This is a genomic window from Paraniabella hibiscisoli (genome assembly GCF_022512515.1).
GTDB classification, from domain to species: Bacteria; Bacteroidota; Bacteroidia; order Chitinophagales; family Chitinophagaceae; genus Niabella; species Niabella hibiscisoli.
The window spans coordinates 3,101,244-3,114,677 of record NZ_JAKWBK010000001.1 but is presented as its reverse complement, the minus strand read 5'-3'; the positions used below and the strand labels follow the sequence as shown (position 1 = coordinate 3,114,677).

Below are 13,434 nucleotides of genomic sequence, written 5' to 3'. Positions count from 1 at the left end.
AATATTAATGAGTAAAGCAGCAATTTATTTCTCACCGCGCCGGTATTGGGCCTTCTCTATTTTTCCAATCTTATCTTTAAGCGCTGTAATTGCTTCATTTTGCTTTTTTAATTCCTTATTTTGTTCGATAATATAAAGCGTTAGCTCTTCTATTTTTTTTAGCAACAAAGCCTGATTGGCCCCCAGTTCCAGGCCTTCTTTCTCTATTTGTTTAGCAGGAGCTATTTCAGGTAGGTGGCCTTTTAATTGTATAAACTGTTCTACCTCCTGTAAAGGCATCAGCCTATATGCGGGTTTAAACACATAGTCAGGCCAGTTGTTTACCTGCTGCACTTTCATTTCGGTAGCAATGGCTTTACCCGCCACCGATAACTGATATCCTGAAGCTACTGATGACCTGCCAATACTTACATTGCCCTTTACCACCAGGTCGTTTTTACCAGGGCTTGCAAAATCATAAGCATCGGAAACTAATATGCCGCCCGCCTTAAGGCCCGAAGCTGAAGGCTGTTGTGCAGAGTTCAATAAAAGCAAATACCTATTCAACTCCTGGGTTCCTGTACCTGTATATAAAGATGCGTTACCAGCGTAGCCTCCTTCTAAGGTCATGTTACCAACAACATGTAATGGCGTAGCAGGTGATCCTGTTCCAATCCCTACATTGCCTGTGGTGGGTAAACTATTGGTTTGCGCATGTACCATTTGAATTAAACCGGCATAAAGGCCAAGGAATAGCATCTTTTTCATAAGTCTTGTTTTGATTGCGTTGTTTTTGTAAGATTATTGCAGGAGCAAATATCCGAAAAAGATTTATACAGCATCATTTGCCTGATCTTTAATAAAAGAATTTGGCGGCTAACTAAGCTCCTTAAGATAAATTGCCACGAATACACGAATGATTATTCAATAAGACAAATGGTCAACAAGAGAAAAGTATGCTTTATATCTAATAGTGTATTTTTAGAAAACATAATTCGTGTATTCGTGGCAGTATAAAACAAGCTCACTATTATTGAGATGCTGCAACAGACCGCACACGCTCAACCGCATATACCAGCTTTTTAAGTAACCCATTAAACTGTAGCAATTCCGGGCCGGGCAACTCCTCCGCTACCGAACCGCTGCCAATAGCATTGTCCATAAAACAATTGAGCCATTGCTTCCATTGGTGCAGGGGTGCATACTCAAAAAACCAAGACAGGAATATCGCAGGTTGACCATACTCCGCCGCACTTAAAGGCATGGGTAATAATTCGGCAGGCAACCGTAGGTGTTTGGGTAGTTTACTGGCCCCTTTTGTATTACCTAGCTTTTCATACAACAGCCAGGCTAGCTCCATTAATAATTCTATACTTCTGCCTAAGTGCAAAGCATTCGCCGGGCTACCCTGCCGCCAGGCATAACCCTCTGTTAAACCGCCATGCAAAACTGGTCTATCGCAATTGCCAACTCCTGCGGCGGGTTTTCGTCAAACAGGTCTTTTACTACTTTCTTTAGGTTGAGCGCATGCGGATGGAATTGATATTTTTGTACCAATTGACTTAACAAATGCTCGGGCAACGATGGGTGTTTTGCTTTTTGCATGGCTTGCATTTTTATGGTGTAGCTAACCTGCCGGGAAAAGCGGTAATAATTTCCCCGGCGGCGCTGCTGATTACGGTGAGTGTAGTAACAGTATTACCTGCGGGATCATACCCCAGCGGGTAACCTGCCTCCCATACCCTTTGCAGGTTGGTGCTGCCCGCAATGGGCTCGGGTGCTAAATGACCGGCTTCTTTAATGGCATTGACTATTTCGGGTATCGAGATGGTAAACTTACCGGCCAACGGGTGGCGTGGTAATTTATAATAATGACGCTCCAGTATATGCGCTAGTACGGTAACGCTCAGGTACCAGCTTTTACGCAATAACTTTTATGCTGCTTTACCGGTAATTGCCAAATTAAACCCTCCTGTAGCTGTTGCAGCCAGGTGGCAGTATCTGCCAATAGAAATAATACCTGGAGCCATTGGGCTTCGTTAAAAACAAAAGGGTTGGTTGTTGTTGCGGTGCGGTTGTTGTGTTCATGGTAAAGCGTTTTAACAGCACCGCACAAAAAGGCGTGGTGCTCAACTTACCGAATAGAGGCCCTGAGAAGCCCAGCAACGGATAAGAGAGCCCACGCCTAGGTCGTGAGCTATTCTACTTATCGTCTCGTTGCTTTCGAAATTTCTCAGGTTTCTATTCGAGACTCAAAGCGAATGCTTCAAATATTATTATGAAGTAACTCGCAAATATATTTCCATCACAAATATAATAAACAATTTTATTTGTCAGCCATTTGGCTGACATTATTTTTTATAAGAGTACCCACCTTGCGTGTATGCCAACGTTAGACAATATTGATATCGCCTTAAAAGAAAAAATCGCAAGGCGCATTAAAAGCTTAAGAGAAAGTTCGGGTAAAAAACAATCAGCATTTGCCAGTGATACAGAAAAGGACAGGCAGACATTAAGCCGATGGGAAACGGGCCGCGGCGCCACTATTTACACCATTAATAAACTGTGTAAAGAATTGGGAATTTCTTTGAGCCAATTTTTTGACGATCCGATTTTTAAGGAAAAATAACGAAAAAGATTGCTGCCTTTACATGCATGATCTTAGCACTAACATTTGTAGCTACATCGCCGAATCGGGGGATGTACGATGTATGAGGTACGTTTAATGACGCATCGCCTATAATCTATAATTCCGAACCATCATCTTGTATCCGGCTTCCAGTATCCATCTGCTGTATCTCGTAGATTAACTTTTTCTTTATAAAATCGGTTTGCTTTCACTCAATAAAATATATAACTTAGTACTCATAACTATTTGAAAAAGCCGATCGTTAACCTGGGCATTATGTATAACCGATTGAAGCTGCTGACAACGCAACCATTGTTCATTCATTTTTAAAAATAAAAATAAGACCCCATGAGCAACACCATGATTAACCGTGTGAATGCCACACTAACACCCGAAGCTGCACAAACCGTAAAAAATGCGATCGCCGGTATACAGCAGGCATTACCTTTTTAGTAGGACTTACCCCTGGCGAAAGAATGAGCCTGCCTAAGATCAGCGTGAGCAACAAAGTATTTACAGAAGATGCCATACAGGCAGCGCTTAACAATCCTGAAATTTTGCCGGGATTTATTAAGCCACAGGATCTGAAAACAGACCTGGACCTTTTTCATGCCCTGGATGAGTTGGTGTTATTGGTTCAGCAGATGGGCGAAAAACTGGCCGACACCCAATTACTGGCTGGCAGCGAGGCTTATGCCAGTGCTCTTACTATTTACAAAATTTTTGCAGCCGCAGCAGGCACGGGTGTAGCCGGAAGCAAAACCGTGTACGAACAGTTGCGCCAACGCTTTACCGGCGCAGCCGCTCCCGCAACGCCGGCTGCCTAATCAGCTTTTTTACTGGTTACTTTTCTCATTTTGGTTGAGCTCCGTTCCCGGAGCTCTTTTTATGGGGGGGGGTACCTAAAAGGTGGGGGTACCTAGCCAAAACCTACGGTCGTGGGGTGTTTACCTGAGTTGCACCTACCGTTAGCTAAGTGGTGGCAACTGAGACAGATGTTGTCCCGATCTTTTGCCATGCTGCCGGTATGCGGAGGTGAGCCCCGGCTCTGTTTCCTGCGTCGGCGCCTGTTTTACCTACGACCAATGGGCATGTACCGATGCTGCAGGGGTGATACCCTTCGGCTACAAAGCTCCAACACCCCCGGCAAAGCCTGGAATACCAACTACCTGCCTTAAACCCATGCCGGCGATGGTGCGTATTGCAACAGCAAAGCCCCACTTGCCGCGGCCGAAGCTGATCAACAGGCCGGCGCAGGTATTACTCCCTCAGCCGATGTTTTTTTGTGGAACGCCGATGGTCATCGATGCCCGGCCGAAGGAAACTGGTAGTTTGGGCCGTTTAGTTTATTGGATTAACGGTAGGAAACTCATCAAAACCCTTTTCACAGAGAAAACAATCGGGAAATTGTCGATTCAAAAAACACACCTTATAGAATTGGTCTCTACACTTTAAATCAAATGTATGTGGCAAGGCATTTAACGCTGGAAGATTTTTTTAGGTTGATTAAGAGGTCGTATTTTCGACACTTCATCAGCGGTTCAATGATGTTCAGCTTCTTTATACGCACCTGATAGTGTTCGTACAGCATCTTTACCTGAACGTTCAGCACCATGGCTTTTGACTACAGCACCTTCAGGTGGTTTGCATGCTCCGTCTGCAAAGCGTATGCGGTAGGCCTGCTTCAAAGGAGTCCTTTGGACTACCATCTTCTATTCAACATCAAAATCTATCCAGATTTCGATTCGTAACATATCCAACAACGGCGAAAAGTCAGAAATTCATTAAATAATGGATTGAGGTTCTTCAATAAGGCTTAATTCTAATCTTAGAAAAAATAAAAAGTAGAATATGAGATAAAATATATGGTAAAACTAAAAAGAGAAAATCTTTTGAAAACAAATCTTTATAAAAGGTGGATATGTTTCCATTAATAATTAATAGCATCAAGAAAAAGAAAATAATGGACAACAAGAACGCCACAGTAAGCCGCATTAGGGTATTTTTAATTCTTTTAAATGAAAAAAATAGAATAGTAAATGTTAAAAAAGCGATTGACTGCAGTATTATAGAAGGGAGAAACCAAACTGACCCAGGGCGTACAATTTCTACCATAACAAAAGTTATGCTAAAACATATCACAGCAAAAAAACATATTCTTTTTAACACTTTTTTTGTATTAAGCTATTAATTGACTTTATAAGAGTTAAAATATTTTTGCCAACTACTATTTAATAATCCACTTGCATTTACCTTATCTTTAAATCCTTGCCAATGCGGTTTATAGGAATTCGGATACAGCATTAAAAGCGCAATGTCAATCCGTAGCTGTGTATCCCAAATTTCTCCATCAAATTTTCTTAATGCGGGTGTAGTCCTCCCAATCACTCCAATAGTACTGTGCCAACCTTTTTTAACGAAAACACCGCCAGCCATTGCATTAAGCGTTGTCAATGTTAATAAGCCTCTCTTATTATAAATTCCTTGAGCAAAAGTTTGTTCAAAATTAACCAGATTTTCATCCCATAATTGCGCTCTTGAACCTTTCAGAGGAGTATTCGCATATTTTCCGAATAATAAGTCATTAAACGACGGCAAAACTGTATTTACAATACCCACATTTAACTCTTTTAATAAATCCTCGACATCGTTTGAAACAAAAGCACTACCTCCTTCTAAATTCTTGGCTAAATCACTTACCAACCCAATTGCTCCTTTCATCCATTTAACGTCATGCCCTGAAGATTTTGCTTCAAATTGTACCCACTTGTAGAAATCGCTAACCTGTTCAAAAGGAGCATACTGGTTCAGCCGATTATTTTGGATATTACTAGCATTTGCTGTAGACCATCTCCAATTTCCATCCAGCCTATCAGCAGTTATCCAATGTCCATCTTTACCGTCGAATTTTCCGTTGGGATTGGCCTTAAAATAAGCTTTCGCATCGGGATATTCAATATAAGTACTTCCTCCTGTTGGATCCGTTTTATTTACCGGGTTATTCCCCATACCCACATAGGGGCTTAAAAATTCTCCTTCCGGATCAATCGTCAACCACCTACCTACCCGGCTATCATACATCCTTAGCTCAAAAGCATTCCAGCCTGTCTCCGGATCTTTCTCCGCATACTTACCCTGGTAGCCATACCGGTAGCCTTGCGCATCAGTATAACTCCTTCCACCAATTTCCATTCCAAAAGGGTAATAGTCGCGGAACACCACATAATCAGCCGTGCCCGTGCTGGTTTTTACAAACACCGCCCTTACATTACCCAGGTGGTCCTGCATTTCGTAACGGTAAGCATTGCCCTGCCTGAAATATACGCCCACACGGCCTCCTGCATTAATGGCTACCTCCGTTTGTAGTGGTACCGGCTGCCCCAGGTCCTGCTCATAAATAACTCCGCCTATATAGTAAGTAGTTTTTATAACTGCACCGCTACCATTATAACTTATCTTTTTAATGCGTCCTCCCGACTCATCATATACATACCGTACCAGCGGTAAGGTTTTACCCGCGTCACTAAATACAGCGGTCACCAGGCCTTCCACATTGTACTCTATATATTTTGCCGGCGCACTGCCATAGCCCGGGCCGGGCATTTCGCCTGTTAGCTGCCCCAACTCATCGTACTGGTAAGTAGCATAGGTTTGCCCCGTAGTTTGCTGGGTAATGGTTTGTAATTTATTGGTAGGCTTGGGGCTTTGATAGTACTGGTAGCTAAAATTATCCAATACTGTACCAGCCTGGCCGGTACGACTCAGCGCCAGTATATTGCCATGCTTATCGTACCCACCCGTGTTAGCCGGTATGGTTTCACTGTTTACGCCTGCCTGCCCTGTAAAGTTATTATTGCTGATGGTACCCCAGGTAGCCGTATTAAAGCGGTATTTATCATCATACTTATAAGCATACATATTGGGCGTTTCTGGCACTGCCGCCATCGGCGGCTTCTTGCTAAACCAGCTCATGCCCCTTATTTGCCCGCCATATTGTGCAGGCGCATCGGCGTTATTTATGGCTACGCTTATATTGTATGCAGGCGTGGTAGCATCTTCGCTGCCACCTGTTGAAGCAGGCACCCCCAACTGGGTAGTAAAGCTGTTACCATTACTGTTAAACCCATCTGTAAATGTAATGCTATTGGTGGCCTGGTATACGGTAGTACCGGCGTTATGGTTATTCACCACCAGGTCTGCCAACACGGTATTACCACCGCTACCGCCGCTGCTAGCTGTACCTATAAGGCTATTACTAATGTAGTCATTATCATAATACTCCAGCACTTCGCCAAAGGCATCGGGTAAAAAACTGGCATTGAGGTTACCCGGAATGTGAGTCATCCCATCCTTACCCGGATCCATAGCTTTTTTGCTATGGTTGATGGCTTTTAATTTACCATCCAGCGTATAGGTATAATCAATCCCCTGCAGGTTACCGGCTACTTCCACCCTCTTTACCGGGCCATGCAGAAAATACTCATACCGGGCCTGTAAGGTTTTGGTATTGGGATCATCTACCGTATTGGTGTAAGCCTGGTAGAGCCGGTCATTTATATCATATTCATAATAATGTACAAAAGTTTCGGCAGGGGTATTTTTCTGGAAGATGGATTTTACTATGTTACCCTCGCTATCGTACACATAGTCTTCGGTAAAGTATTTGGCAGTGCCACCAGCTCCCATACCATAAATGGCTTTAATGGTCCAGGTGCTGCGGCCCTGCTCATCATAACTATACCAGGTTTTGCTGTTAGGTCCCTCTGTAGTGCTTACACCACCACGTACAAAAGTTTGGGTATAGCCGGATTGGCCATGGCTATTATTTTCTACATCATACTGTGTACGGGTCCAGTCGTATTTATTGGCACTATTAGTTAGCCCGCCATCCGCTGTAATACTTTCCTTTATAGCAGTATTGGTTTTAAGGATTTGAAAGCTAAGACTTTCATCAGGCGATGGATGATATTCACCGCTTTCTACAGCCCTGCCCCAGCGATCGTAATTGGTATAAGAGAACCAGCCGTATTGTGCTTGTTTAGCATTTTGGGAAAAACGCAGCTTACCATCGCGCCGGTAAATAAATTCGGATCTTCCGCCATCTACACCGGTGGCGGCAATGAGCTGCCCGCGCAGGTTGTACTCACTGGTGCTGATAAAAGGAATATCGCTTTTATTGGGGTAAGCATTAATGTTAGTAATTAGTTTGGATACACCCTCCGGATCGATAGTAGCTACCGCCTGGCCGAGCTGGTTGTAGAAGGTGTAGGAAATATCTGAATAGTAATTAAAATACCTGATCTTAATAGGTTGTTTATCATTGTTTACAATCTTGTAATATCCCTTTGGCAGCTCATTACCATCAACAAATCCCTGTACAGGCTGTTCGGTGCTCATATTATAAATGGTATAATTAAGACCAAAAGCAGATCCGGCAGGCGTTCCTACATATACACTCGAATTCTGCAATAGCTTAAAATAATAGCTAGATGCAGAAGGTGCATACCTTGACTCGCCATTTTCAATCCTGGGCCTTGATTCACCTGAAATAAGGCAGGTTACGGTAAAAGGCAAATTAGACTCTATGCGATAGATGCCTGAAAATCCAGAGTTATTAATCACCTCCGCCGTAGATGGCGAAATTGCCCCAGTAAACTCTTCGCCAAAAGTTACCCCGTTATCTGTACTGCGAAAAACAGAGACATAGGAACCAGTTCCAATAATATCAAGACTACTCAAAACCTGATTAAAGCCGGTAGCATTGAGCGTATAGCGATGTACCGCATAGTTGATTATTGATTGATTATCTGTTAGCAGTTCATCACCCGCAATAGCGCTCATTAAGATTTTTCCATCCTGATCAGTAATAGTAATAACCTCGTTACCATTTACATCCTTGGTTACCGACTGAAACGCCCTACCAGCAAGGCTCGTAGGCATTGCACCCAACTGCGCTTGAGTAAAATACTTATTACGTATCTGAAGGTAATGCTCCAGCTCATTCTGTACGGGAGTAATATAGCTGCTTATATCCCTGCCAGTTCCCATCTTATAAGCCTCCCCAGCACCTGCGCTTCTTTTAGCATTGCCCGTACCATCTTTATAAAAATCGGTGCGGGAGTAAGGATAGGCTGAAGTGGGCACCCGATCTTCCAGGCTATTATTGCTGCTGTAGTACCAACCCAGTGTACCTTGCTGGGATCCTACGGGATCTGGACTATTGGTTTTGGCCTCATCAAAATTAGTGTGATCATATTTTTTGCCTGTAGCGTCAGTTACAAAATCGTTTTTATATCCGAAATTAGTATTATTAACAGGCGCATTAATTGTATTTAACACCGGACGTCCATAGGCATCGCTTATTGTTTGAGATATCAGTACTTTTCCTGAGACCATATCCTTTGTCTGAATTTGATCAGGTTTACCTACTTTATCGAAATACTGTTTGCTAATAGCCTTGGATGTTCCATTTTCACGCAAAATGCGCGTAACAATCCAGGTTTTATCAAACTCTGTACTATCACTATACTGCTGACTAAAACCGTTAATACAAAATAATAAACAAGCTATTACCAATACATTCCGCATAAATTTATTTTTATGATAATGAAGATGCCTTATTTTCTGCGTAACTATCAATTCTTCCTGGGTAGTTTTACCGGTGCACTGGGAACCGGCTTTTTAGGACGGTTCCGGGCGCTTTGCTCGATCTTTTGTTGTATTTGTTTATTGCGTGCATCCAATAATGCCATTTGCCCCTTTGTTAATATCCCTGCTATGTCCTTGTCATGCTGCTGGTACAATTCCTTTAAAGCATTCGATCTGGCACGGCCAGGGATAGAAGGGTCCCGAAGCCCGTTTAAACGCTCCACAAATGCCACTTCAACATACCTCAGTTTTGAAGCCTGATCATTCGAAAGACCCAGTAATGCCGTCAATCCCTCTACATTATTTTTTGCATTTTCAGACCTCTTGATATAGGTGGAGTCAATAAATTTTTTATTCTGCGCCTCCAGGTCAAAATGCCAGAGTGCTGATAACATCATTATAAAAGAAAGTGCATATTTATTCATAATATCTTATATATATACTTACTGTTGTACTGAGTAGCTCCAGTTTATCTCACATTGAGTGTCGTAGGTAATAGGATGCAACTTTGCCTGGTAAACCAATTTGCCCGTTCCTAAATAATATTCTCCTCCTGAAAAGCTCAGCGGGTAGGTATTGGTTATTTCGTAATTACCACCATCACAGTTCATGCCTCCATCTACTCCATAACTGGATTCCGTTTCATTATACACCAGATCTACCTGGCCATAGTAGGGAATCGTTCCTGCCGCATCGCTATATGCCCGAATCACCACATCAGCATAGGTTTGAGAATAAGTTTGGCCGGAATAAGGGTAAGAGTTTTCCAAATACACTATTACATAAACATTATTACAGGTGCCTTGCTGATTAGCCTGTGCCTGTGCATAATTAAATGCCTGTTGATTAGCATGAGCTTTACTAACGATGGAGGTAAATTGCCCCTGCGGTACTGTAATATATACTTCAGAGCCAACTACATTTGTACCCGAACAATCGTTTTTAGTAAAAGGCTGGTTAATAATAGCATCACTTTGATAAATAACCTTGCCATAGTTATAAAGTATTTCAGAAATGGGTCTGAACCCCTGGGGTAAGGTCTCTTTATAGGTCTTTGTCAGGCGACCAACCGCATCATACTCAAACCGGGTGGATACATTGTTATTATCCAGGATATATGTAAGCTCCCCGGTGATGTTATCATAGACATAGGAGCTGATTCCCGCATTAACCGGATGAAAACGTATATCATCCAGGTAAACAGCGCCTCCGTTACTATACCCTCCTACTGTAAGAACCGCACCCGATATGGCAGAAGCAGGTATCAGAATTGTAGCCAGTTGCCACCCCGAAGCATTTGATGGGGAAAGGACACCATTTACCTGACTAGACCCATTATTATAAAATATCCCGGCATTGGCTACCGCATTGCCTGTAGCTGATTTGATCCAGAGGCTGGCCCAGTAATCCTTGGTATTGTCCAGCTTACTAATGGGCACTTCATACTGTAGACCGGTGCCGCTGCTTAGCTGGGCGCTTTTCACACCCGTATGAGCATAATCGGGATTGATATTAACAGTAGCATTACCCAGCCTTATATCTCCATTAAAAGTATTATTAATAGCATCATCCTCCGCTCCGCTATAGGCGATCTCGGCATACCTGGCCGGGCCTCCTGTTACTAATACTCTGCTATGATTATAACCCATTTTAGTAGCTGCATATTGATCATTCATATCAGCAGCTTCAAGAGCGTGGGAGTACACGTCATATAAAGTGGTTTCACCAGACTTGATCCAGGACGCATTCTGTGCAGCCGGATTATCCTGATTAGCCCAGTCAAAAGCGACAAATACTCCTATAGCGGTCTCTCCATTTTGCGTGCTGCCTTCCGGAGCCCAGGTATAGGTCATCCTGGGACGCCATACTATACCATTCGTACTATTCGTTCCATCTTGTGTGATGATACTATGATCTGGTTTTAGTACATTGACACCAGTACTCCAGGTATTAATTGAAGCCGAGATTATCCCAATTTTATTATTACTGTTGTCAACAGAATAAACGTATCCCGCAGCCGTTTGCGTGAGCATGTTTTTTCTACCCGGATCCATAGCTTTAAGCCCCATCTCCGGGTAAATTCTGTAAGCAGGCGTTTGCTCCGCCATCGACCGGTTGCCATTGGCGTCTATATTCAATGTCCTGGTTACCGCACCACTATAAAAATCAAAAGCCAGATTCTCCGATACTGTTTTGGTACCGTTCACATAGTTCAATACCGTAGTACCTATCGGAATACTTGGATAGGTCTCGCGGGATGAATACGAAAGCCGATATCGATTTTCATGAATAACATTATCATCCACTTTTCTTTGTAACCGGTAATCAAAGAAATTTTCATGCACATACCCCTGGTATTTAAAGTTGGCAAGCCTCGCATCATAGGCAGCAAAAAATGTTGAGTCTGATAAATGCTCCAGTCCGGAATGTAAATAATTGTTGACCGTTTCGGTAATCTTGTTGCCTTTATCATCAAACTGAATAGCACGAAGCAGATTGCCTATCGGAGCAGTAAACTTTTTTATTGTAGTAAGTTTCTGCATACGTGTAGCGGTGGTATTCACAAATTTGTTTTGAGCTGAGATCATATTATCATTCGGTACTTCAAATTGGTATGTTGTTTTTCCTGGCTTAATCTTTTCTGCTACATCCCCAGTGTTTTTCACCTTATTATCAACCGTTACATACTCATAGAAAACAGCCGGCCCCGGAATTTCCCTTGAATAGCCGTACAAATCACTCATCATATAGTACATGCGCTCCAGGTACAATGTGCGGGCATTAGTATACGTGTTGCTGGTAGCAAAACTTTCAGATAGCGTAGGCAGTGTTGTTGGTGTGTAAGTAATAACTCCCGAAGATCTGTTAGTCTCTGGCAAGGCGTAGTTATAAGAGGTAATATGTGAAGCCTGGAGATCGCTTACTGATATTTGCTTGACCCTTATTCCTCCACCATATTCGTATGGCTTATTTTTTCTCAAAAAAGAAACGTTGGCTGTAACAAACGACGAAGCAATGGTATTGTTACTCTGCTGGATCTGTTTAGGTGTTTTGCCAAATGCCTTCCAGGTTCTTTCCCAATGACTTCTCTTTCTAATATCAGTGCCTCCTTCTCTTTGAACATCGGAGAAGGATACATCCAGTACATTGGCAGAAACAATACTATTTACCTGGAAATTACTGCTAAATACATCTTCAAAACCTGCTATTGACCCCGAACTGTAGGTAAGCACCATCATCATCTCCCCGGTGGTACCCTGATCGACGATCTCGGATATATTACTATAGCCTCCAATATCAACCGTAATGTTAGCCCTAGACAGGTTGTTGTTTTGCCACTGCGCTCCTCCAAGGTCAATGTTGGTAACAATAAATGGAAAGCTTTCATTGATCAAATTAGTACTATAAGTATTCGGTTCGTACTGTATCTTAATTTTTTCGCCATAAGGCCCTGATATATTTCTTAAACTCCATACATCTGTTGATTTTGAAGAGATATCGTCACACCTCCTGTACCTGTTGCCGTTTTTATCAACCAGGTCGGTTCTGACATTGCTTTTATACATCTGCCAGTAATCATAGGCATACCTGTTATAAGGCGGGTTTTTTGTAGTCCTTATTTTAGCGGTGATGTTGGATATGATCGTACCATTGGCGAGTGTATAATTATTGCCGCTTTTTTGGGTGATCACTCCCAAAAACCGGGGAGCAGGTTCATCTGTTTCTATCAGGTCTCCTGGTTCAAATTGCGATTCACCGGAAAAAGACGTTGGAGTGATGGTATAAGCATAGGAGGATCTTTTTATCTCTTCATCGCCAATGTTATATCCAAATGTCGTTGCCGGCAGCAGATCGGCGCCACCTTTACCACGTGTTTTAACAGCGTTTAAAGTAAGCTTACCATATTTAGAGTTAGGATTTATCTTATGGAAGCTGTTAGCTGTATTATCACACAATGAATAATCATAAGTGAAATCGATCACTCGAATAGATTTTGATTCAAGATCAGTCCGTATGCTACTCAGATCATTGTTGTCTAATACATTTTGCCTTTGTGGTTTGTAATCGCGGATAGTTCTGTAAGTCCAAAACTCATCCGCAGGAGGTGGAATCCCTGGCCCTACAGATCCCGGGGTGGAGAATCATTTACCGGAACGTTTTTGGTTGAAGTATTATCT

General features: G+C 42.6%; 11 protein-coding genes. 3 read left to right on the top strand and 8 right to left on the bottom strand.

Translation table 11 applies throughout. The features are described from left to right. Positions 1 to 24: 24 nt before the first annotated feature. The 4 genes from MKP07_RS19435 to MKP07_RS19420 form a co-directional block, all read right to left on the bottom strand. The gene (locus MKP07_RS19435; RefSeq protein WP_240848654.1) at positions 25 to 747 is read right to left on the bottom strand and encodes a hypothetical protein; all 723 of its coding nucleotides are present in this window, start codon (positions 745 to 747) and stop codon (positions 25 to 27) included. A gap of 262 nt (positions 748 to 1,009) precedes the next feature. After that, positions 1,010 to 1,426, bottom strand: coding sequence for a hypothetical protein (locus MKP07_RS19430; RefSeq protein ID WP_240848653.1), 417 nt, complete (start codon positions 1,424 to 1,426; stop codon positions 1,010 to 1,012). Further along, positions 1,411 to 1,584: a hypothetical protein gene (locus tag MKP07_RS19425; RefSeq protein WP_240848652.1), complete on the bottom strand. Its 174-nt coding sequence runs from the start codon at positions 1,582 to 1,584 to the stop codon at positions 1,411 to 1,413. The genes MKP07_RS19430 and MKP07_RS19425 overlap by 16 nt, the downstream gene beginning before the upstream one ends. 11 nt (positions 1,585 to 1,595) lie before the next feature. Further along, entirely contained in the window at positions 1,596 to 1,907 is a 312-nt protein-coding gene (locus tag MKP07_RS19420; protein ID WP_240848651.1) for a hypothetical protein, read from the bottom strand. A gap of 413 nt (positions 1,908 to 2,320) precedes the next feature. Here MKP07_RS19420 and MKP07_RS19415 point away from each other — a divergent pair, with 413 nt between their 5' ends. The 3 genes from MKP07_RS19415 to MKP07_RS19405 all read left to right on the top strand — a co-directional run bounded on the left by MKP07_RS19415 (position 2,321) and on the right by MKP07_RS19405 (position 4,063). Further along, the gene (locus tag MKP07_RS19415) at positions 2,321 to 2,608 is read left to right on the top strand and encodes a helix-turn-helix domain-containing protein (RefSeq protein ID WP_240848650.1); all 288 of its coding nucleotides are present in this window, start codon (positions 2,321 to 2,323) and stop codon (positions 2,606 to 2,608) included. Between the two features lie 476 nt (positions 2,609 to 3,084). Then, positions 3,085 to 3,435 carry a hypothetical protein gene (locus tag MKP07_RS19410; protein WP_240848649.1) on the top strand — a complete coding sequence of 117 codons (351 nt, stop codon included), beginning with the start codon at positions 3,085 to 3,087 and terminating at the stop codon, positions 3,433 to 3,435. A 355-nt stretch (positions 3,436 to 3,790) separates the two neighbouring features. Continuing rightward, complete coding sequence (locus tag MKP07_RS19405) at positions 3,791 to 4,063, top strand: hypothetical protein (protein WP_240848648.1); 273 nt, start codon at positions 3,791 to 3,793, stop codon at positions 4,061 to 4,063. Between the two features lie 86 nt (positions 4,064 to 4,149). On the opposite strand, the gene MKP07_RS19400 is transcribed toward MKP07_RS19405, so the two are convergent. From MKP07_RS19400 to MKP07_RS41295, 4 genes are all read right to left on the bottom strand, one after another. Then, positions 4,150 to 4,317, bottom strand: a complete 168-nt coding sequence (locus MKP07_RS19400) for a hypothetical protein (protein WP_240848647.1) — start codon at positions 4,315 to 4,317, stop codon at positions 4,150 to 4,152. A gap of 478 nt (positions 4,318 to 4,795) precedes the next feature. Beyond that, positions 4,796 to 9,196 (bottom strand): RHS repeat domain-containing protein, encoded by a 4,401-nt coding sequence (locus MKP07_RS19395; protein ID WP_240848646.1) that lies wholly within the window; start codon positions 9,194 to 9,196, stop codon positions 4,796 to 4,798. A 47-nt stretch (positions 9,197 to 9,243) separates the two neighbouring features. Beyond that, positions 9,244 to 9,681: a hypothetical protein gene (locus MKP07_RS19390; RefSeq protein ID WP_240848645.1), complete on the bottom strand. Its 438-nt coding sequence runs from the start codon at positions 9,679 to 9,681 to the stop codon at positions 9,244 to 9,246. An 18-nt stretch (positions 9,682 to 9,699) separates the two neighbouring features. Further along, complete coding sequence (locus tag MKP07_RS41295) at positions 9,700 to 13,239, bottom strand: DUF5977 domain-containing protein (RefSeq protein ID WP_240848644.1); 3,540 nt, start codon at positions 13,237 to 13,239, stop codon at positions 9,700 to 9,702. Positions 13,240 to 13,434: the final 195 nt, after the last annotated feature.